We start from the raw sequence: 20,799 nt of genomic DNA, 5'->3' as shown, positions 1-20,799 counted from the left end.
ACGAACCGCCTTTCTCAGTCGGAGAGTTGGCTGTCGGAGAGTTCACTGCCGACGACGGACACGAAGGACACGCATTCGCCGGGTCCGCCGCCGAGGTTGTGGGTGAGGGCGAGTGAGCGGCCCTCGGCCAGCGTCCGCACGGTGCGCTCCGGCGGTGCCTCGCCGCGCAGTTGGAGCCAGGCCTCGAACATCATGCGCAGGCCGGAGGCGCCGATGGGGTGGCCGAAGGCCTTCAGGCCGCCGTCCGGGTTGACCGGCAGCGAGCCGTCCAGGTCGAAGGCGCCGCTGGTGACGTCCTTCCAGGCCTGGCCGCGCTCGGCGAAGCCGAGGTCCTCCATCAGCACCAGTTCGGTGGGCGTGAAGCAGTCGTGGACCTCGGCGAGGGCGAGTTCGGTACGCGGGTCGGTGACACCCGCCTGCCGGTAGGCCTCCTGGGCGGAGGCGACGACCTCGGGGAAGGTGGTGAAGTCGTACTCCGGGTCGAGCAGGCCGTCCGCCGGGCCGGCCACGAAGGACAGGGCCTTCACGAAGATCGGCTTGTCGGTGTACCGGTAGGCGTCCTCGGCCCGGACCACGATCGCGGCGGCCGAACCGTCCGAGACGCCCGAGCAGTCGAAGACGCCGAGCATGCCGGCCACGATCGGCGCCGACCGGATGCGCTCCAGCGGCACCTCCTTGCGGAACTGGGCACGGGGGTTGCGGGCGCCGTTGACGTGGTTCTTCCAGGCGATGCGGGTGATGACGTCCTTCAACTCGTCCTCCGGCAGGCCGTACTTGGCGGCGTAGGCGGGGGCGAGGAGGGAGAAGTTGGCGGGGGCGGTGATCTCGCCGCGGCTGTCGTCGCCCGCGCCGGGGATCGCGGTGCCGGAGAGGCCGGACATGCCGGAGTCCTTGAGCTTCTCCACGCCGACCGCCATCGCCGTGTCGTAGGCGCCGGAGGCGACCGCGTAGCAGGCGTTGCGCAGTGCCTCGGAGCCGGTCGCGCACATGTTCTCGACGCGGGTGACCGGCTTGTTGGGCAGCCGCAGGGCCCGGCTCAGGGTCAGCCCGGACACGCCGGAGGCCTGGGTGCCGAACCAGAACGCGTCGATGTCGTCGAGGGTGACACCGGCCGAGGCGACGGCCGCGCCGACCGAGTCGACCAGCAGGTCGTCGGCGGACTTGCCCCAGTGCTCGCCGAACGGCGTGCAGCCCATGCCGACGATCGCGACCCGGTCGCGGATTCCGTGCGAGCCCATCAGGCCGTCCCCTCGTTCTCGTCCTCGCCCAGGCGCACCGGGCGGGCCTTCCAGAAGTAGTTGTGGATGCCGGACGCGGTGACCGTGCGCCGGAAGGTCATCTCCACCCGGGCGCCGATGACCGCGTCCGCCTCGGTGGCGTCGGTCAGCTGGCAGCGGAACCGGCCGCCGCCGTCGTAGTCGACGACCACGACCAGCATCGGCGGGCTCGGCGTGTAGGCCAGCCGGTCCACGGTGAAGGTCGCCACCGTGCCCTGTACGGCGTCCATGGGTTCGTCGGTCATGGCGTCGACGGCGTGGCAGGAGGCGCACACCCGGTCCGGCGGCAGCTGGCGGGTGCCGCACTTCTCGCACCGGGCCGCGACGAAGCCGTACTTCCATCCGGTACGACGGTGCGCGGGCGGGGCGTACGGCGGCTCGGGGTCGGGCCGGCGGGGTGGTTCGCGGTCGAGGAGGCCGCGCCAGGAGAGGTAGGTGGCGTACGGCATCGGGGGGCTCCCCGCGGTGATCTGTGCGGCGACGGGGCGCGCGCCGCGGTGCGCCGGGAGGGCGTCGGTGGTGCGCAGCAGCAGGACTCCGGCGCCGTCGCCGAGGACGAGGAGCGCGATCAGCTCGCCGGGGCGGGCGCGGTCGAGGACGTCGGCGAGGAGCAGGCCGGGCTGGGCGGTGCCTGCGTTGCCGATGGTCCCGGTGAGGTCGGCGGTGACCGTCTCGGGCCGTACGCCCGCAGTGCGCCGCACTGTCGCGCAGGCGCGCGCGTGCAGGCCGGAGACGACGAGGTGGTCGATCGCGGTCCGGTCCAGGCCCGCGTGGTCGAGGGCTGCGGTCAGCGCCTGGTCCGCGAGGGAGACGTAGATCTCCTCGGCGAAGCGCTCCTCCCAGACCCGGGAGGCGGGGGCGCCGGGCAGCCGCCAGCGGTCGAGGATCTCGTCGCTGACGGTGTCGTGGGCGAGCAGTTCGGCGAGGACGGGGGTGCCGTTGCGGTGGCCGCCGAAGACGAACGCCGCCGCGCCGTCGCCGCCGGCCACCTCCTCGGCGCCACCGGGCAGGCCGGTGCGCAGGTCGGAGAGGACCGCCAGGGTGGGGACCGGGGAGCGGGCGGCGGTGACCAGCGCGCCGAGGCCGGAGCGTACGGAGCCGGCCATGTCGGCGGCGAGGACGTGCGGGTCCAGGCCGAGGGCCGCGTGCACGGCGGTCGCGTTGGTCTTGTCGAGGTAGGCGGGCGTCGCGGTGGCCAGGAACAGCTGGCCGATGCGCGGGCGCAGGTCGCCGCGGGCCAGGGCCGTGCGGGCGGCCTCCACGGCCATGGACGTGGTGTCCTCGTCGTAGCCGGCCACGGCGCGGGTGCCCTTCGCGGCGGGCGTGCCGAGGGCGGCGGCGACGTCGGCCCGGGCGAGGCGGTGGTACGGCACATGGGCGCCGTATGCGATCAGTCCGGCCATGTCAGCGTCCTCCCTTGGCTGAGTGTTCGAAGACCGCGGCGAGGCCCTGGCCGCCGCCGAGGCACATGGTCTCCAGGCCGTAGCGGGCCTGGCGGCGGTCCAGTTCGCGCAGCAGGGTGGCGAGGATGCGACCGCCGGTGGCGCCCACGGGGTGGCCGAGCGAGATGCCGGAGCCGTTGACGTTGAACCGCTCGAAGTCGGCCTCGGTCAGGGCCCATTCGCGGGTGCAGGCCAGCACCTGGGCGGCGAAGGCCTCGTTGAGTTCGATCAGGTCGATGTCGGCGAGCTTCAGTCCCGCGCGTTCGAGGGCCTTGGCGGTGGCGGGCACCGGGCCGATGCCCATCGTCTCGGGTGGCACGCCGACTACGGCCCAGGAGACCAGGCGACCCAGCGGGCGCAGGCCGAGTTCCGCGGCGCGTTCGGGGTGGGTGACGACGCAGATCGCGGCGCCGTCGTTCTGGCCGCTCGCGTTGCCGGCGGTGACGGTGGCCTCGGGGTCCTGGCGAACCAGTACCGGGCGCAGTCGCGCGAGTTTCTCCAACGAGGAGTCCGGACGCGGGTGTTCGTCGGTGTCGACGACCGTCTCGCCCTTGCGGGTGCGTACGGTGACGGGCACGATCTCGTCGGCGAAACGGCCCTGTTGCTGCGCCGAGATCGCGTTCTGGTGGGAGCGCAGGGCCAGTTGGTCCTGTTCCTCGCGCGGGATGCCGTATGCGCGCCGCAGGTTCTCGGCCGTCTCCAGCATGCCGCCGGGGACCGGGTGGTTGACGCCGCCGGAGGTGACCCGGCCGCGGGCGAGCCGGTCGTGCAGCATGGTGCCGGCGCCGCGTACGCCCCAGCGGGCGTCGGTGGTGTAGAACTCGGCCTGGCTCATGGACTCCACGCCCCCGGCCAGGACCAGGTCGCTCGCGCCGGTCTGCACCTGCATCGCGGCCGTGATGACGGCCTGGAGGCCGGAGCCGCAGCGGCGGTCGAGCTGGAGTCCGGGCACCTCCACGGGCAGTCCGGCGTCGAGGGCGGCGACCCGGCCGATGGCGGGGGCCTCGCCGTTGGGGTAGCACTGGCCGAGGATCACGTCGTCCACGGCCGTGGCCGGGACGCCGGTGCGGTCCAGGACGGCCCGGACGACGGTGGCGGCCAGTTCGGTCGCCGTGACGTCCCGGAACACTCCCCCATAGCCCCCGACCGGGGTACGTATCGGTTCGCAGATGACCGCGTCACGCATCCGTCATGCCTTTCGTCAGCCCGTCTGGTCGTTAGCTCGTCGGCGGGGATCACATGTACCGGCCGCCGGTGACCTCGATCACGGCTCCGGTGACGTAGCTCGCCATACCGGAGGCGAGGAAGAGGACGGTCTGGGCGACCTCGGTGGGTTCGCCCGCGCGGCCCAGCGGGATCTCGGCGAGCTTCGCGTCCCAGGCCGCCCGCGGCATCGCCTCGGTCATGCCGGTGCGGATCAGACCGGGCTGTACGGCGTTCACCCGGATGCCCGCCTTCGCCAGTTCCTTGGCGGCGGCCTTGGTCAGGCCGACGAGTCCGGCCTTGGCGGCGCTGTAGTTGGTCTGCCCGAAGTTGCCGACCTTGCCGGCGATGGAGGAGATGTTGACGATGCTGCCGCCCTGTCCGTGGGCGCGCATCGCCTCGGCCGCGTACCGGGTGCCGTTCCAGGCACCGGTGAGGTGCACGTCGAGGACGGCCCGGAAGTCGGCGACGGGCATCTTGCGCAGGGTCGCGTCCCTCGTGAAACCGGCGTTGTTGACCATCACGCCGACCGGCCCGAAGGCGTCGGCGCAGTGGGCGACCAGCGCGGCCACCTCGTCCTCGTCGGTGACGTCGCAGCGGATGGAGGTGGCCGTCACGCACTCCTTGCCGAGGCGTTCGGCGGCCTGTGCCGCGGCGGCCCCGTCGATGTCGCCGATGACGACGCGAGCGCCGGCGGCACCGAGCACTGCGGCGATCTCGTAGCCGATGCCCTGTGCGCCGCCGGTGACCACGGCGTTTCGGCCCTCCAGCATTCCCATGCGGCCCGCCCCTGACTCGTCGCTATTCCTCTTAAATAGATAACCTATTATGCTGAAACTATCAACCGTGCGACGGGCCGGCCGGACAGGGAGGCAGACCAGGTGGACATCAGTTATCCGCCGCAGACCGAGGCGTTCCGCACCGAGGTCAGGAGCTTCCTCGCCGAGGAGCTGCCACCGGCCTGGAAGGGCATCGGAGCCCTGGACGAGGAACCGGCCCGGGCCTTCGCCCGCGACTGGCGCCGACGGCTCGCCCGGCGCGGCTACCTCTCGCTGACCTGGCCCGAGGAGTACGGCGGCCGTGGCCTGTCCAAGCTCCACCAGGTGGTGCTGATGGAGGAACTGGCGCTGGCGGGTGTGCCGTTCGGGCTGCCCCAGGACACCTTCGGCGTGAAGATGCTGGCGAACACGCTGCTGCGCTGGGGCACGGAGGAACAGAAGCGCCGCTTCCTGCCGCGCGTCCTCAGCGGCGCGGACACCTGGTGCCAGGGCTACTCGGAGCCGGACGCGGGCTCGGACCTGGCCTCCCTCACCACGCGCGCCGTCCGGGAGGGCGACGAATGGGTGATCGACGGCCAGAAGGTGTGGACCTCGGGCGCCCACCACAGTGACTGGATCTTCGTCCTGGCGCGCACGAACCGGGACGCCCCCAAGCACCGGGGCATCTCCTTCCTGCTCGTGCCGCTGGACCAGCCCGGTGTGGAGGTGCGCCCGTTCCGCATGATGAGCGGGCAGCTGCACTTCAACGAGGTCTTCTTCAACGGCGCCCGCACCCGTGCCGGTCTGGTCGTCGGCGGCGTCGACAACGGGTGGGCGGTCGCGCAGAGCCTGCTGGGCGTGGAGCGCGGGGAGGAGGCGGCCACCAACCCCGTGCTGTTCCGGGCGGAGGTGGAGCGCCTGGTCGAGCTGGCCCGCCAGTACGGGAAGGACCGGGATCCGGTGATCCGGCAGCGCATCGCCTGGTGCTGGTCGAAGGTAGAGATCATGCGCTATCTCGGGTACCGGATCCTCACCGGCTGGCTCAAGGGCGCCGAGCCGGGCCCCGAGACGTCGATCGCCAAGCTGTACTGGAGCGAGTACCACACCGAGGTCACCGACCTCGCCATGGACATCATGGGCCTGCACGGTCAGGTGCCGGTGGGGCGGCCACCGCTGCGGACGTATCGCGCCGACGATCCGGGCGCCGCCAACTCCTCGGCGTCCTGGTCGACGACGTATCTGATCGCCCGTTCCGGGACGATCTACGCCGGTACCTCGCAGATCCAGCGGAATATTCTGGCGGAGAAGGTGCTGGGGCTGCCGCGGGAGCCGAGGGCGAGTGCGGGTTAGTCCGCGGAGTGTGGGGCCGTAGGCCGTGGGTCGTCTGCTGCTGCGTCGTGGCTGGTCGCGCAGTTCCCCGCGCCCCTTTCGGGGCGCTGCACTGAGCGCTGTTCGAAGGTTCCTAGCTCGGGCACTGGGCGTGGGCCCGTGCCTGGGCGCCAGCCTGCTTCGAGTTTGCGGGGGCCTACGCCGTCCGGGGCCCAGATGTGGCAGCTGTTCATGACCCAGGCGCTGGAGCGCGGGTCGTTGGCCGACGGGTCGGGGGCGTGGCGGTTGCGGGCGGAGATGGCCGACTGGACGACGGCCGGGCCGAGTGCACGGGCCAGTTCGTGCAGGTGTGTGCAGCCGGAGACCCCTCGGAAGCGTTCCTGGACGGCCCGGTTGTAGCCGGCGGCGACGCTCAGCCCGACCAGGCCGTCGAAGGCGGGGGCGATCAGCGGACACTCGGCGTGCGGGAAGTCCCGCATGCCCGCCTCGGCGGCCGTGATCACCATGTCGGCGAGGCGCACGCGCACCGACAGCACCATCCGGTGGACGACTCCGCCCGGCGGCTCCTCCCACGGCCGTTCGTCACGCAGTTCCGCCTCGACCGAGATCTCGCCGCGGTCCTCCTCGTAGGCGGAGAAGGTGACGGTGCGGCGGTGCAGGGGGATGGCCGCGCGGGTCACGACGCGACCTCGGGAACGGCTTCTCCGAGGGCCGCGAACTCGGGTCTGCGGCGCTCGATGAAGCTGCGCACGCCCTCCCGGTAGTCGGGGGCACGCTTGGCGGTGGCCAGCAGCGCGGCGGCGCTGTCGCGGCTCTCGGTGAAGGTGCGGGCCTGGTCGTCGGCCAGCTGTCGCTTGATGAGGGACATCGCGTACGGGCTGGCGGTGCGGGCCAGTTCGGTCGCGTAGGCGAGCGCCGAGGAGAGCAGGTCCTCGGGTGCGGCCAGCCGGTTGACCAGGCCCATGGCAAGGGCCTCCGTGCCGGTGATCCGGCGCGAGGACAGCAGCAGGTCGGCGGCGTTGCCGTAGCCGACGAGCCGGGGCAGGAGCCAGGACACCCCGTCCTCGGCCACCAGGCCGCGGGCGCTGAACGCGGCGGCGAGCTTCGCCTCGGGCACGGCGAACCGTACGTCGCACATGACCGCCTGGTTGAAGCCGATGCCCGCGCAGGCGCCGTTGATCGCCGCCACCAGGGGTTTGGGGAAGGTCATGGGCCGGGTGCGCGGCGGCAGGCGGTCCGTGGGCCAGGGGCGGGCTCCGGAGGACGCGCCGTCCAGCACGCTCATGTCCATGCCCGGGCAGAAGCTGCGGCCGGCGCCCGTGAGCACCACGGCCCGTACCGCGGGGTCCGCCTCGGCCCGGTCGAACAGCTCGTTGTAGAGCAGTTCCATCTCCAGGGTCCAGGCGTTGTGCCGCTCGGGCCGGTTCAGGGTGAGCAGCAGGACCCCGTCGTCGGTGAGTTCGGTGAGGATCACCGGGGTCGGTTTCTCGGTCATGGGGTCACTCCCGTGAATCCGTCGAGCAAGCTTAATAGATAGATGAATCATCTATATCTCACGGAGGCCGGAAGAGGCCAGACCGCCCCCTCCGACCACCGGTCGATCCACCCTTGACCTGGTACCCTCGATGCACTAAGCAGATTCATTTTGCTATTTACCTGGCGACACACGAGGAGAGTCCACCGTGGCCGAGGCAGCCGCAGCAGAGACGCCGAGCACGCCCGTCCGCGCCCCCGGCCGTATCGGACGCCAGGTACGGGTCCCGAAGACCGCCGAGCTGGTCGCCGGCCACCTGCGCCGGCAGATCGTGCGGGGCGAGCTGCAGCCGGGCGACGCGCTGCCTCCGGAGTCGGGCCTGATGGAGCAGTTCGGCATCTCGCGGCCGACCCTGCGCGAGGCGTTCCGGGTCCTGGAGTCGGAGTCGCTGATCACCGTGCGCCGCGGCGCCCACGGCGGCGCTCGGGTGAGCGCCCCGGACGCGGACGTCGCCGCGCGGTTCGCCGGCCTGATCCTGGAGTACCGCGGCGCCACCCTGGGCGACCTCTACCGCGCGGCCGCTCTTATCGAGCCGCAGTGCGCCCGCCAGCTCGCCGGCAAGCACACGGTGGAGGACATCAAGCGGCTGCGGGACGCGGTCGCCGCCGAGAAGACCGTCCTGGAGGACCCGCTGGGCCTGGTCCACGCCCAGGACGCCTTCCACGCCCTGCTGGTGGAGCTCACCGGCAACCAGACCCTGATCCTGCTGTGCGGCATGCTGCGCAACATCATCGACCGGGCGAACGCCTCGTACACGGCGGGCGCCGCCGACCCCGAGGCCCAGAAGGCCCAGGCCCTCAGGGGCCACCGGGCCCATGTGCGCCTGGTCGGCCTGATCGAGGCCGGCAAGGCGGACGAGGCCGAGAAGCTCTGGCAGCGCCACATCACCGCAGCGGACGACGTGGTGAACGGAGCGGGCCCGAAGACCGTGCTGGAACTCATCGACTGACGCTCCCCGCGGAGTCACGCCACGGCACCCCCTTGCCTCCAAGAAACAGTTAGATAATTATAGGAGGCGTACCGATTAGCTCTGGGGTCCGGAGGCGACGGGCATGGCCGAACAGCGCAAGCGCATCTTCGACTGCGACCAGCACATGTACGAGGAGCGGGACTCCTTCACCCGCTACCTCCCCAAGGAGTTCCTCGGTGCGGCCGTCGCGCCGGTGACGCTGCCGGACGGGCGCGAGGTGATCCTCGCCGGGGACCGGATCGTCGTCTGCCTGGAACCGGAGTTCGGGCAGGTGTACCGGCCCGGTTCGCTCAAGGAGATGCTCAAGGCCATGTCCTCGGGCAACCCCGAGGAGACCTACCAGTTCGAGCCGATGCACGAGTCGTACCAGAACCGCGAGGCCCGGCTGCGGGTCATGGACGAGCAGGGCCTGGACCAGTCGATCATGTACCCGGGCGGCTGGGCCCTGGTCGCCGAGGAGTACGTGAAGGGCGTCGAGCCGCTCTACGCCAACTACCACTCGTTCAACCGGTACATGAACGAGGTGTGGGGCTTCGACCACCAGGGCCGCATCTACGCCCCCGCCCTGCTCTCCCTGCGCGACCTCGACCACGCGGTCAAGGAACTGGAGTACGTCCTGGAACAAGGCGCCCGCTTCATCCTGCTGCCCACCGGGCCGGTGTACGGCCGCTCCCCCGGCGACCCGTACTTCGACCCGTTCTGGAAGCTGGTCAACGACGCCAAGGCGAGCGTCTGCTACCACATCAGCGAGTTCTACTACAACTCGCAGGTGGCGCCCGCGTGGGGCTACGACCCGAACCCGATCCACTTCCGGATGTCGGCCTGGCAGTGGCAGAACACCTACGGCCAGCGCCCGATCGAGGAGACGCTGTCCGCGCTGATCTTCGACAACCTCTTCGGGCGCTTCCCCGACATCAACGTCCTGGTCTCCGAGTTCGGCTCCGAGTGGGTGCCGCACTTCGTCCGGCACATGGACAAGAGCCGGGGCATGGGCCGCAACGGCCCGTGGATCGGTGGTCAGTTGGACGAGCGGCCCAGCCAGGTCTTCCGCAAGCACGTGCGCGTGGTGCCCTACCCGGAGGACGACATCGTGAACGTCGTCCGGCGGCTCGGCCACCACGAGTCCATCGTGATGGGCTCCGACTTCCCGCACGCGGAGGGCCTGGCCGAGCCGGCCGACTTCCGCAAGCTCATCGCCGAGCTCGACGAGTCCGCGCAGGACGACATCATGTTCCACAACGCCCAGCAGCTCATTACCCGCTGAGCCCCGGCCACGAGAGAACCCGCCTGGCGGCGGGCCCGGTCATCGGACCAGGCCCGCCGCCAGGTTCGCGATGTCGGCGATCAGGGCCGTGCCACGCGGGGAGTGGTCATAGCCGGCCAGCGGGTAGCCGTTGCTCAGGCACGCGAAGGACAGGCCGGACTCCGGGTCCATGAAGCCCAGTTGGTAGGCGGCTCCGGCGCTGCCGAACAGCGCCGGCGAGCCGGTGGACGGCAGGCTGCTTCCCGCGTCGGGTCCGGCCACGGTCACGAACAGCCCCATGCTGGTACGGCGTTCGCCGCCGCCCCCGTAGATCTGCTCGCCGTACGGATGTTCCGTGAGCCGGATGCGGGTGCCCTCCGCGACCGCCTCCGGCTTCCACAGGCCCGAGTGGGTGAGTGCCTGGAAGAACAGGGCGACGTCGGCGGCGGTGGCGACCAGGGCGTGGCTGGGCTCGCCGGCCGCCAGGACCTGCGGGTCGGACAGGTACCAGGGTCCCCAGGGGTCGGGTTCCTGGCCGTCGTCCGTGCGGTCGGTGGCGAGCATCGGGGCGACGCTGCCCGGCTGCCGGTCCACCGGCACCCCGAGTTCGATCGAGGACAGGCCGAGCGGCTGCGTGATCCGTTCGCGCAGGTAGTCGGCGAAGGCCAGGCCAGTGCGCCGCTCGGTGATCTCGGCGATCAGCCAGGCCGCGGAGGTGAGGTGGAACTGGAAGCGGCTGCCCGGCGGGTAGTCCAGCCGCCAGCGCCCGAAGGCGGCGAGCCGCTGCTCGCGGTCGAGCGTCTTGGGGTGGCCGAGCGGCGCGAAGGGGAAGCCCGCGGTGTGGGTGAGCACCTGTTCGACGGTCACCGGCTCCTTCCCGTTCGGCGCGAACTCCGGGATGATCGCGGCCACTTGTTCGCCGGTGTCCAGCAGTCCGTCGCCGATCAGTTTCCAGACGGCGCCCGCGACGATCGACCGTCCGACGGACTGGAGGATGTAGCGGGTGCCGGGGTCCGCGTCGCCGTAGATCTCGAAGGCGACCAGCCGACCGTCGCGGGCGACGGCGACCTGGGCGGAGGGCAGGGGGCCGTCCTCGACCTCCCGGCGGATCCGGCTCAGCAGGACGTCGAGTCGCTGCGGGTCGACGGCGTCAGGCACGTGATTCTCCTTCTTCGTACGGCTCCCGCAGCCGGTGGCGCAGCACCTTGCCGTTCGGGTTGCGGGGCAGCTCGGACACGAACCACCAGCGCACCGGGACCTTGTAACCGGACAGCCGGGCGCGGGTGTGGGCCCGCAACTCCGCCGGGTCCGGCGGGGCTTCGGGGTCGGACGGCACGACGAAGGCGACGACGGTCTGGCCGAGTCGCTCGTCCGGGGCGCCCGTGACGGCCGCGTCCGCGACGTCGGGATGGGCGGTCAGGACTGTCTCGACCTCCAGCGGGTGGACGTTCTCACCGCCGCGGATGATCATGTCGCTGCCCCGGCCGGACAGGTAGACGTACCCGTCGTCCGCCACCCGGCCCAGGTCGCCGCTGTGCAGCCAGCCCTCCGGGTCGACGTGGAAGAAGTGGTCGGCGCGTGCGTGGATCTCGCCGATCCCGTCGGGACCGGCGCCGCGCACCCGCAGCTCCGTGCCGGGGGCGGCCCGTCCGACGGAACGCAGGAGTTCGGTGCGTCCGGCGACGGCCTCGCGATGGTCCTCGGGCGTGAGGACGGTGATCGGCGAACCCTCGGTCTGCCCGAACATGTTGAGCATGCGGACGCCGGGCATGGCCTCGTACGTCCGCCGCAGGGTGTCGGGGCGGACGGGCGCGCCGCCGTACTGCAGGGTCCGCAGGGTCTCGTGGCGGGCCTGTCCGGCCGTGTGCAGGGTCTCCAGCATCGCCGGGACCATGCTGGTGTGGGTGATGCCGAGGTCTCGGAGCAGGGTCCAGCCCTCGACGGTGAAGCGGGGCAGGCCGGTGATCAGGGCGCCGGCGGCGAGGGCGACGGCGATGTTGCCGAGGCCGGCGATGTGGTGGAAGGGCGCGCTGCCGCCGTAGAAGCTGTCGGGGTCGAGCGCGCACAGCCGGCCGTTGACCCGTGCCCGGGCGGCCAGGCGGCGCTGGGTCATGGGGACGGGTTTGGGCCGGCCCGTCGTGCCGGAGGTGTGCAGGACGGTGGTGAGTTGCTGTGGTGCGGCGGTCAGGTCCCGTCCGTGCGAGGGCAGTTCACCGACCAGGCGCAGACGGGACCCGGAGAGACGGACCACCTGATGGGCGAGTTCGGCGAACTCGGGTTGGGCGACGAGGACTTGGGAATCCAGTGCGTCGACCACCGCGGCGATCTCGGGTGCGGTCATGCGGACGCCGAGCGGAGCGAGGGGGTGGCCGGAGCCCGCGCCGCCGATCACCAGCGCGAGGGCGTCGGCGGAGGTGGCGACGAGCGCGGGTACCGGGGTGCCGGGGGCCAGGCCGAGGGTGTCCAGCCAGTCGGCGGCGCCGCCCGCCCGGTCGAGGAGTTCCCGGCCGCTCCAGGTGAGGTCGCCGAAGCGGACGGCGGGGCGGGCATGGTCGTAGGCGCGGCTCACCAGCCCGGTCCAGGTGTCGTCGGTACCGGTCACCGGCTCAGGGCTCCAGGCGGGCCGCCGCGGTTCCGGTGACCACCTCGACGCCGTTCTGGTTGACGGTGCGCAGGGTGAAGCGGGCGACCGGGCCGGCCTCGGTCTCCTCGACCGACTCGACGGTGGCCGTGGCGGTCAGGGTGTCGCCGGGCCAGACCTGGGCCTTGAACCGGACGCCGTAGCGCAGCAGGGCTTCGGCACCGACCCAGTCGGTGAGGACCCGGCCGGTCATGCCCATCGTCAGCATCCCGTGGGCGAACACACCCGGGTAGCCCGCCGTCGCGACGGCGAACCGCTCGTCGGTGTGCAGGGGGTTGAAGTCGCCGGAGGCACCGGCGTACTGCACGATCCGGGTGCGCTTGAGGTCGGCGACGAGGACGCTCTCGCGGGTCTCGCCGACCTTGACGTCGGTGGCGCTCAGGCCGGTCATCGGGCGTCCTTCCGGGTGGCGGGGCCCTCGGGTACGACGGCCACGGTGACGGCACTGACGACGGGTTCGCCGTCGGCGTCCCGGTACTCGGTGATGCGTTCGCTGAACAGCAGCCGGCCGGTGCGGCCCTGCTTCTCCCACTCCCGGCCCAGGACCGTGTGGGCGTGGAGGGTCTCGCCGGCGCGCACCGGGCGGTGGTACTCGAAGTGCTGTTCGGCGTGCAGCCCGCCGCCGCCCTCGGGCATCGTCCCGGGGCCGCCGCCCGACCCGAACCACTCCTCGTCCGGCTTGGGACGCAGGTGGTAGCCGGGGTCGTAGTGGGCGCTCGCCATGGTGAAGGTGGGCGGCGCGAGGGCTCCCTCACCCTGGTAGGCCGGGTTCTCGTCGCCGATGGCGCGGGCGAACATCATGATGTGCCCGGCCTCGACGGGGAACGGCTGACCTGACATCTTCGTTCTCTCCTCGGTCAGTACGGCAGGAACGCGTCGCGGGTGGCGTCCTCGGGGTCGAAGTCCGGCGGCAGCCCCTCGAACTGGGGCTCCCGCTTCTCCGTGAAACTCGCCACGCCCTCACGGAAGTCGGGTGAGCCCGCGAAGAACTCCATGGCGGAGTAGGAGCGGGCGAGGGCGTCGGTGAAGGTGCGGTCGAGATCGCCGTAGACCTGGTGGCGTACGACGGCCATCGCGCGCGGGGAGCAGTTGCGGGCGATGTCTCGGGCGTAGGCGCGGGCGGCGTCGAGCAGGTCGTCCGGTTCGACGACGCGGCTGACCAGGCCGAGAGCCTTCGCCTCGTCGGCGTCGAAGACCCGGCCGGACAGCAGCAGGTCGAGCGCGTTCTCCACGCCGACCACGCGTGGCAGGACGTACGGCAGGTTGTACTCGCCGGCCAGGCCGCGGCGGGTGAAGGCGGTGGTGAAGCGGGCGCCCCGGGCGGCGAAGCGGACGTCGCAGATGAGGGCCTGCACCAGGCCGATGCCGGCGCAGGCGCCGTTGATCGCGGCGATCAGGGGCTTGGGCATGTCCCGCTTCACGTACATGGGCACGCGGGCGTGCAGGCCCAGGGACTGGCCGGGCTGGGAATTCTGCTCCAGGCGCCGCATGTCCATCCCTGGGCAGAAGGCCCGGCCCGCCCCCGTGATGATCACGACGCGGACCGCCGGGTTGCGTGCGGCCTCGTCCAGGAGCGCGAAGAAGCGGTTCTCCATGGGGATGCTCCACGCGTTCCCGCGCTCGGGCCGGTTGAGGGTGAGGGTGGCGACGCCGTCCTCGTCGACCTCGTACAGCACCGGATCGTTCTCGGCGAACTCGTCGGGCATCGCGTCACTCCTCCGTGAGCGGTTCGATGGGGTCGCCGACGCCCGGCCGTTCCCCGGAGATGGTCACCACCACCTGGCCGCGGGCGCAGACGCGGCCGTCGGCGATCACGTCGACGTCGGCGAAGTGCACCCGGCCGCCGCGCCGGACGCAGCGGGCGCGGGCGACGGCCTCCGCGCCCCGGGCGGGCGCGAGGTACTGCACGGACATCGACACGGTGCTGAGCCGGCTCCCCTTGGTGAAGTCGTGCCCGGCGATGACGGCGCCCGCGCCGGCGGTGTCGATGAGCGCGGAGATCACCCCGCCGTGGAAGACGCCCTCGTGGGCGGAGAGTTCCTCGGCGTAGGGCAGCAGCATCTCGACACCGTCCGGGTCCCAGCGCACGATGCGCATCCGGCAGCGCCGGTTGAAGGCGACCCCGCGCTCCCAGCGCACGCGGAACCACTCCCGGCGTTCCCGCTGTTCCTGGTCGGTGAGGGCCCTCGCAGCGACGGTCATGCGCTCGCCTCCGGTCTCGACCCGACGATCGGTCGATATAGTTACATGATTTGGCTAGTTAGGCAATCATGACAGCACCACATTCGGACCCCTGTATGTATTATTTATATAACTCATTCATCTGTGTCGAGGAGGCCCCGCGATGCCGACGACCGCCCTGGCCGGAGTCCGCGTGCTCGACCTGTCCCGCATCCTCGCCGCGCCCCTCGCCACCCAGTTGCTCGCCGACCTGGGCGCCGAGGTCATCAAGATCGAGCGGCCCGGCACGGGCGACGACTCACGCACCTACGGGCCGCCGTTCGCCCCCGGGACGGACACCGCGGCCTTCTACCTCTCCTGCAACCGCAACAAGCGGTCGGTCACCGTCGATCACGCCACCGCCGAGGGACAGGCGATCCTTCGCACGCTCGCGGCCCGCTCCGACGTCCTGGTGGAGAACTTCCGCGCCGGGACCCTCGCCAAGTACGGGCTCGACCACGAGAGCCTGCGCGAGATCAACCCGCGGCTGGTGTACCTGTCCGTCACCGGCTTCGGCCAGAGCGGGCCCTACGCCGAACGGCCCGGATACGACGGCATCTTCCAGGCCATGTCCGGCCTGATGAGCGTCTCCGGGCACCCCGAGGAGCCGATGAAGGTCGGCATCAGCATGGTCGACATCCTCACCGGGCTCTACGCCGCCACGGCGGTACTGGCCGCCCTGCGGCACCGGGACCTCACCGGGGAGGGCCAGTTCATCGACCTCTCCCTGCTGGACTGCGGGCTGGCCTCGCTGTCGCACTTCGCGATGAACTACCTGGTCTCCGGCGAGGTCCCGGAGCGGCGCGGCAACGGCGGCTACGGCGGGATCCCGTCCCAGGCGTTCATGTGCCGGGACAAGCCGCTGTTCCTCGTCGCGGGCAACGACAAGCAGTTCGCCGCCTTCTGCGCGGCGGCCGACCGCACCGACCTCCTCCAGGACCCCCGGTTCGCCACGACCTCCGCCCGGATCGCGTACCGCAAGGAGATCCTCCCGGTGCTCCAGGACATCCTGCGCACCCGGCCCCGCGACGAGTGGCTGGCCGTACTCGACGCCCACGACGTGCCCGCGGGCCCCTACAACGAACTCCCCGAGGTCTTCGCCGACCCGCAGATCCGACACCGCGGCATGCTGGCCGAGGCGGCGGGACTCCCCCTCCTCGCCAACCCGATCCGGCTCTCGGCGACCCCGGTGGAGGGGTACACCCCGCCACCGGAGCTGGGCGAGCACACCGCCGAAGTCCTGGCCGAGCTCGCGGGTGTGACGGAAAGTCAGCTCCACGGTCTGCGGGCCCGGGGAGTCGTCTGAGGTCACCGCGGGTGTGCCCCGCCGTTCCCGCGGGCCCGGGCAACCGGCGATCGCCCCACACGGCACGACGGCAACTGCCACACTTGCGTCGGGCACGTAGACGGTGCCGACCGGGGGAGGCGGAGCATGGACCACGACCGCTCATGGGCGGCACTCGCCAGGGACGTACTCGGGGTGCTGCCGGCGCTCGTCGGCGCGGACGCTCCCCGGATCACGGCGGACATCCACCGCGCGCTCGCCGCCTCGTCCCGCCCCGGCGGAGCCGAGGAACTGCGCCGCGTCCTGTACGCCGACGCCCGGGTGCGCTCCTGGATCCAGTCGCGTCCCGGCCGGGACCAGGAACGGGACACGTCTCCGGGCAACAGCGGGTACCAAGGGCTCGCGGGTGGGGGGTTCGCCGCCGCAGTGCCGGCCCCCCGGTACGTGTGCAGGACCCCCGGGTGCACGAGCACCGACTCCTGGATACGCGGGTTCATGGGCGACCCGGTACCGCGCTGTTCCGTGTGCACCCGCGTGCTCAGCCGTGAGACACAGTGAGGCACGGTGCCGACCTTCTGGAGCGCTGCCGCCGGCAAACTCGTCGAGCGCTGGCTGGCCGCGGGGCTGGCCGCGGCGGTGTACTGGCTGCTCATGCTGCTCGCCTGGGCCGACGGACAGCCGCACCCGAGGCAGGCCCTCGCGGACCGGCTCGATGCGGTGGGCACGATGCGCCCCGGCGAACAGATCACGCTGCTTCTGGTGGCACTGATCGCGCTTGCCGGATCCGGTGCGCTCATCCGGCAGCTGACGCTTCCCGCCCTGCGCTTCATGGAGGGGTACTGGCCCCGGTTCCTGTCCGGAGTGAGCGGCTGGCTGCGGCAGCGGCACAACAGACGACGTGCCGCCGATGCCGCCGCGTGGAGGCCGCTCCAGACACGTCTTGAGGGAGGTCCGTCGGCCGCCGGCCAACCTCCGCTCAGTGCCCGGGAACGCGCCGACCACGCCAGGCTGGAGGCCCGGCTTCGCTGGAGCCCGCGCGACCCGGCGCTGGCCATGCCGACGCGCGTCGGCAACATACTGCGCTCCGCGGAGGCCGAGCCGCAGCACAAGTACGGCCTGGACGCGGTGATCCTGTGGCCGCATCTGTGGACCCTGCTCCCCGAGACCCTCCAACGGGATCTCGCCGTCGCCCGGAACCGGCTGGACGCCACGGTCGCGGCCGGACTGTGGGCGGTGCTCGTGCTGCCCGCGGTGTACTGGACGCCGTGGGCGCTGTCCGCGCTGCTCTTCGTCCTCGGTGCCTGGGGATGGTGGCTCCCACGTGCCTGCCTGGACTACGCGGTCCTGTTGCAGGTCGCGTTCGACCTGCACCGTCAGCAGCTGTACCGCGCCCTGCGCCATCCGCTGCCCGCGACCGCGGCGGACGAACCCCTCGCGGGGCTTCGGCTGACGGCTCACGTGTACCGCGGCTCCGACGACCCCACGCTGGTGTTCGACCCCGGCACCTGAGCCGGACACGGGCCTACGGCCCGAAGTGCACGAAAGGCGCCCACGCGTACGGCTGGGGATGGGACCGGCGTGTCTCCCGGACCGCGAGGTGCAGACCGAGCGCGGGGTCGAAGGCACTGCCGTGCAGAGCCGCCAGCCGGTGGAACTCCGTCGCCACGGCCGCGGAGACGCCGTCGCGTACGGTCCACCGGGTGCCGACGACGTGCGGGAAACCCACGGCCTGCAGCAACCCGGCCAGATGCGTGTGCTCGTCCGCCAGCGCGAGGTGGCCCACCGCGGTCTGGCAGGCCGACAGGAAGGCGAGCTGCGCCTTGTCCAGGGACAGATCTCCCAGGTCGGACAGTCCGAGGCGGCGGCCGCCGGACGCGTAGTCGTGGGGCACCAGACTCGCGCTGTCGGCGATCTCGATGTTCTGGGTGCCGTGTCCGGCGAAGTGGAACCACGCGTGCCGCGGGATCTCCTGGAGGATCCGCTCCTTCGTGGCCTGGGCGCCGAACAGCACGGTGCAGCCGGGGCGGTGTCCCCTGATCCCGGCGACCTCGCCGGGTACCTGGGGCAGGGCGGCGGTGCCAGGGGTTTCCGGTGCCACCACGAGAAGGCCCCCGGCACCCCCGCGTACGGCGTCGGCCCGCCGGGCGGCCGTGGCCAGAGCGCGCAGGGTGGGAGCGTACGAGGACACCACGCGGTCGATGGCACCCGCGCCCGTCGACCCGTCGTACATCGAGCGGTGCTCGCCCGCCGCGTGCAGCGGCAGGAAGGACATCAGGCCGGTCGGGCACCACCAGATCCTCGGCCAGGGCGTGCCCGCGGCAGGCGGCCCGGTCAGACCGAGGGCGTCGAGCACCGGACGTACGGTGGTGTTCCACAGCCAGCGCAGAACTCCCGGAACCGCGACATGCTGGGCCTTGTACAGGTCCTCGGGCGGGCACGCGGGATCCTGGGCTCGCTGGACGCCCCAGAGGAAGGTGCCGGTCTGGCGGACGAGCGTGGCGTGGTCGAGTCTCGGCAGCGGGACGACCGTGACCGCCCCGTCCCGCACGAGCAGCGCGTCGCACCGGAGTCTGCCGGTGTTCACGACGACCACGGTGCGGCCGTCCGCGGCCGCGGCCCACGAGGCGGGCGACGGGTCGTCGGGCGGGGCGGGGAGCAGGAGGCCGCGGCCCTTCTCCAGCAGTTCGAGCGCGCGTACGGGGTCGCCGGCGCCCAGGGCGCCGGCGGCGGCGTCCGCGGCGAGACCGAAGAAGGCGCCGATGTGGCGTTCCCGCGCGTCCCGGCCGCCCCGCGGTGCCGCGGCGCCGACCAGCAGCTCGATTCCCCGCGCGTACGCGCGCTCGGCGGCGGCCCAGTCACCGGTAGTGGCGTGCAGGCGCCCCAGCTGCGCGGCGGCGGAGGCCCGGCTGCTGGGCGAGCGGCCGTCACCGGCCTCGACGACCGAGCGCAGCAGGGTTACGGCTTCCGCGTGCGGGCCGGGCCTGCCGTCGGCGGCGGCCCGCAGGGCCAGGCAACGTGCCAACGCGCAGGCAACGGTCTCGTAGGTGTGCCGACCGGGGGACTCCCGGCCGTACGCGGCCCGTAGCAGGGCCTCCGCCTCAGCGAGGTGGTCGGCCGTGCCCGGCTCGTGCCCACCGGGCTGCTCATGCTCCTGCAGCAGGGTCAACGCCAGGTTGAACGAGGCGAGTTCGTGGGTCTGGCTGTTCGCCGGCGCCGAGGCGAGGATCTCCCTGAAGATGCGGCGCGCCCTGCGCAGGGCCTGCGGGCGGTCGCCGCCGTCATGGCCGCGGACGACCAGGGCGAGGTTGTTGAGCGCGAGTTGCTGGTCCGGCCCGGGCGGCAGGGCTTCGACTGCCGCGTCCAGCACGGCCATGGTCTCGGCGTACGCCTGGTTCCGGCGGTCGGTTCCGATGACGAGGGCGGCCTGGAGCATCAGCCCGTTGCCGAGGTGGAGCAGGGTGATACCGCGCATTCTGCTGCCCGGCGGTGACATTTCCTCCGCCTGCCGAAGCTGTCCGACGGCCTCGGTCAGGTCGGTGGGGTCGCCGGTCAGCTCGTAGCGTGCGATCAGGATGCGTCCCAGGCTGTTCAGCAGATCGGGGACGACCGTGCCGGTCGCGGACGCTCCGTCGATGGCCTGGCGGGCGTGTTCGAGGGCCTGTTGCAGGACGGACTCGTCGCCGGTGGCGAGGTGGCGCTCGTAGAGCGTGTCCGCGAGGTCGCTCTGGTGGGCGGTGCGACCGGAGTGGCCCGCCGGCAACGTCCCGACGGCGGCGGCGAGGGCGTCCTGCGCGGCGTCGAGGTCGGCGGTGGTCCCGGTGTGCCGGGCACGCAGCATGAGCAGTCTGCCGTAGGCCGCGAGGACCGCCTCGCGGCCGTCCTGCTCGGGGAATCCGGTGACCGCGATGCGCGCGCTGTCGATCGCCTCGTCGAGCACGTCGAGGTCGTGCCCGTACACGTAGTGGTCGGCGAGGACGTTCGCCGCGGTCGAGTGGACGTAGGGCGCCGCGGCACTCCACGGCAGCAGCGCACGGATCGCCTCCCGGCACGCGGCCGCCGCCTCCGGCAGGCGGTTGTCCACCCCGGCCGAGGTACGGGTACGGAGGATGTCCGCGCGCTGGGTCAGCAACCGGGTGCGCTGCGGATCCCCGGCCACGACCCTGCGCAGCGCCTCCGCGTTCGCCTCCTCCGCTGCCTCCAGGTCCCGGAGGTCGCCCGTAGCGTCGTACCGGTCGAGGTGGGCGGTGCAGAGGTTGTGGGCATGCGTGTGGCCGAACAGGTCCTCGGCGGGACCGGCGGCCACGGCCTCCGTGAGGACCGCGACCGCCTTGTCCAGGCGCCACAGCTCCCCGGGATCGAAGGCGTACCTGCGCCGGAGCGCGGTGCCGAGCAGCCCGAGGGCGTCGTGTCGTCGCGTCCCGTTCCGGGGCCACTCGTCGAGCGCCCGGGTGAGCAGCTCGGCCGCCTGGTCGAGCGGGACGGGGCCGGCGGACGCCCCGCTCTCCATCAGTTGCTCGGCGTCGGCCACCGTCCGCGACACGCGGAGGATGGCGTCGTGCGCGGGGGCGTCCAGCATGGCGAGTGCGTGCGCGACGTGCGTGGGAACCTCTCGCGGCAGCACACGGGCGACCTTGCCGAACAGGGTGAGGGCCAACTGTGCGTCCTCGCCGGCGACTTCCTCGACGGCGAGGGCCCGGTACTCGTAGAGCCAGGCGACCGCGGCGACGCCCTCGGGGGTGGGTCGCTCGGAAACGGCCCGTGCGGCCTCCGCTGTCGCCTCCTCGGTGAGGACGGCTGCGGTCTCCCCCGCCCGGAACCGCGCCAGCCGCTCGTGTACCCGGGCGAGCGCCGTGACCGGATCGAGCACCCCGTCGTGCCCGGAAGGATCGGACATGGC

The 20,799-nt window shown here is 72.1% G+C and carries 19 protein-coding genes; 6 read left to right on the top strand and 13 right to left on the bottom strand.

Translation table 11 applies throughout. The features are described 5' to 3' along the window. Positions 1-14: 14 nt before the first annotated feature. Genes ACIPSJ_RS41590 through fabG form a run of 4 tightly spaced genes read right to left on the bottom strand, consistent with a single transcriptional unit; the run spans position 15 to position 4,701 of the window. On the bottom strand, positions 15-1,238 hold the full coding sequence (locus ACIPSJ_RS41590; protein WP_359218441.1) for an acetyl-CoA acetyltransferase: 1,224 nt from the start codon (positions 1,236-1,238) through the stop codon (positions 15-17). After that, the gene (locus tag ACIPSJ_RS41585) at positions 1,238-2,680 is read right to left on the bottom strand and encodes an OB-fold domain-containing protein (protein ID WP_401353766.1); all 1,443 of its coding nucleotides are present in this window, start codon (positions 2,678-2,680) and stop codon (positions 1,238-1,240) included. Before ACIPSJ_RS41585 ends, ACIPSJ_RS41590 begins: the two co-directional genes overlap by 1 nt. A gap of 1 nt (position 2,681) precedes the next feature. Further along, positions 2,682-3,905: an acetyl-CoA C-acetyltransferase gene (locus ACIPSJ_RS41580; RefSeq protein WP_401353764.1), complete on the bottom strand. Its 1,224-nt coding sequence runs from the start codon at positions 3,903-3,905 to the stop codon at positions 2,682-2,684. A 49-nt stretch (positions 3,906-3,954) separates the two neighbouring features. Next, positions 3,955-4,701: a 3-oxoacyl-ACP reductase FabG gene (fabG, locus tag ACIPSJ_RS41575; RefSeq protein WP_401353762.1), complete on the bottom strand. Its 747-nt coding sequence runs from the start codon at positions 4,699-4,701 to the stop codon at positions 3,955-3,957. A gap of 102 nt (positions 4,702-4,803) precedes the next feature. On the opposite strand from fabG, the gene ACIPSJ_RS41570 reads away from it, so the two are divergent. Beyond that, positions 4,804-6,030 carry an acyl-CoA dehydrogenase family protein gene (locus tag ACIPSJ_RS41570; RefSeq protein WP_401353760.1) on the top strand — a complete coding sequence of 409 codons (1,227 nt, stop codon included), beginning with the start codon at positions 4,804-4,806 and terminating at the stop codon, positions 6,028-6,030. Here ACIPSJ_RS41570 and ACIPSJ_RS41565 read toward each other — a convergent pair. Continuing rightward, entirely contained in the window at positions 6,027-6,689 is a 663-nt protein-coding gene (locus ACIPSJ_RS41565) for a DUF2889 domain-containing protein (RefSeq protein ID WP_401353758.1), read from the bottom strand. The two genes, ACIPSJ_RS41570 and ACIPSJ_RS41565, sit on opposite strands and share 4 nt — an antisense overlap. Continuing rightward, positions 6,686-7,504, bottom strand: a complete 819-nt coding sequence (locus ACIPSJ_RS41560) for an enoyl-CoA hydratase-related protein (protein WP_355721501.1) — start codon at positions 7,502-7,504, stop codon at positions 6,686-6,688. Before ACIPSJ_RS41560 ends, ACIPSJ_RS41565 begins: the two co-directional genes overlap by 4 nt. A gap of 187 nt (positions 7,505-7,691) precedes the next feature. On the opposite strand from ACIPSJ_RS41560, the gene ACIPSJ_RS41555 reads away from it, so the two are divergent. Continuing rightward, positions 7,692-8,492 carry a FadR/GntR family transcriptional regulator gene (locus ACIPSJ_RS41555; protein ID WP_401353755.1) on the top strand — a complete coding sequence of 267 codons (801 nt, stop codon included), beginning with the start codon at positions 7,692-7,694 and terminating at the stop codon, positions 8,490-8,492. Between the two features lie 103 nt (positions 8,493-8,595). Beyond that, positions 8,596-9,777, top strand: a complete 1,182-nt coding sequence (locus ACIPSJ_RS41550) for an amidohydrolase family protein (protein WP_401353753.1) — start codon at positions 8,596-8,598, stop codon at positions 9,775-9,777. 39 nt (positions 9,778-9,816) lie between these two features. On the opposite strand, the gene ACIPSJ_RS41545 is transcribed toward ACIPSJ_RS41550, so the two are convergent. The 6 genes from ACIPSJ_RS41545 to ACIPSJ_RS41520 are packed head-to-tail and all read right to left on the bottom strand — an operon-like array spanning position 9,817 to position 14,599. Further along, the gene (locus ACIPSJ_RS41545; RefSeq protein WP_401353751.1) at positions 9,817-10,914 is read right to left on the bottom strand and encodes a serine hydrolase domain-containing protein; all 1,098 of its coding nucleotides are present in this window, start codon (positions 10,912-10,914) and stop codon (positions 9,817-9,819) included. Next, complete coding sequence (locus ACIPSJ_RS41540) at positions 10,907-12,358, bottom strand: class I adenylate-forming enzyme family protein (protein WP_401353749.1); 1,452 nt, start codon at positions 12,356-12,358, stop codon at positions 10,907-10,909. The genes ACIPSJ_RS41545 and ACIPSJ_RS41540 overlap by 8 nt, the downstream gene beginning before the upstream one ends. Positions 12,359-12,362: 4 nt before the next feature. Then, positions 12,363-12,788: a MaoC/PaaZ C-terminal domain-containing protein gene (locus ACIPSJ_RS41535; RefSeq protein ID WP_359218419.1), complete on the bottom strand. Its 426-nt coding sequence runs from the start codon at positions 12,786-12,788 to the stop codon at positions 12,363-12,365. Then, positions 12,785-13,237, bottom strand: a complete 453-nt coding sequence (locus tag ACIPSJ_RS41530) for a MaoC family dehydratase N-terminal domain-containing protein (RefSeq protein WP_401353747.1) — start codon at positions 13,235-13,237, stop codon at positions 12,785-12,787. Before ACIPSJ_RS41530 ends, ACIPSJ_RS41535 begins: the two co-directional genes overlap by 4 nt. Before the next feature lie 17 nt (positions 13,238-13,254). After that, positions 13,255-14,103 carry an enoyl-CoA hydratase-related protein gene (locus ACIPSJ_RS41525; RefSeq protein WP_359218415.1) on the bottom strand — a complete coding sequence of 283 codons (849 nt, stop codon included), beginning with the start codon at positions 14,101-14,103 and terminating at the stop codon, positions 13,255-13,257. 4 nt (positions 14,104-14,107) lie between these two features. Then, the gene (locus ACIPSJ_RS41520) at positions 14,108-14,599 is read right to left on the bottom strand and encodes a PaaI family thioesterase (RefSeq protein WP_359218413.1); all 492 of its coding nucleotides are present in this window, start codon (positions 14,597-14,599) and stop codon (positions 14,108-14,110) included. Between the two features lie 142 nt (positions 14,600-14,741). On the opposite strand from ACIPSJ_RS41520, the gene ACIPSJ_RS41515 reads away from it, so the two are divergent. The 3 genes from ACIPSJ_RS41515 to ACIPSJ_RS41505 all read left to right on the top strand — a co-directional run bounded on the left by ACIPSJ_RS41515 (position 14,742) and on the right by ACIPSJ_RS41505 (position 17,411). Beyond that, positions 14,742-15,923 carry a CaiB/BaiF CoA transferase family protein gene (locus tag ACIPSJ_RS41515; protein WP_401353744.1) on the top strand — a complete coding sequence of 394 codons (1,182 nt, stop codon included), beginning with the start codon at positions 14,742-14,744 and terminating at the stop codon, positions 15,921-15,923. A 126-nt stretch (positions 15,924-16,049) separates the two neighbouring features. Next, positions 16,050-16,460 (top strand): hypothetical protein, encoded by a 411-nt coding sequence (locus ACIPSJ_RS41510; protein WP_401353742.1) that lies wholly within the window; start codon positions 16,050-16,052, stop codon positions 16,458-16,460. Between the two features lie 6 nt (positions 16,461-16,466). After that, complete coding sequence (locus ACIPSJ_RS41505; RefSeq protein WP_401353740.1) at positions 16,467-17,411, top strand: hypothetical protein; 945 nt, start codon at positions 16,467-16,469, stop codon at positions 17,409-17,411. 13 nt (positions 17,412-17,424) lie between these two features. Here ACIPSJ_RS41505 and ACIPSJ_RS41500 read toward each other — a convergent pair whose 3' ends face one another. Next, positions 17,425-20,796: a CHAT domain-containing protein gene (locus ACIPSJ_RS41500; protein ID WP_401353738.1), complete on the bottom strand. Its 3,372-nt coding sequence runs from the start codon at positions 20,794-20,796 to the stop codon at positions 17,425-17,427. Positions 20,797-20,799 lie beyond the last annotated feature (3 nt).

Source organism: Streptomyces sp. NPDC090088 (assembly GCF_044747345.1).
In the GTDB taxonomy this organism is placed as follows: Bacteria; Actinomycetota; Actinomycetes; order Streptomycetales; family Streptomycetaceae; genus Streptomyces.
This window is presented reverse-complemented; position numbering and strand designations above follow the sequence as displayed.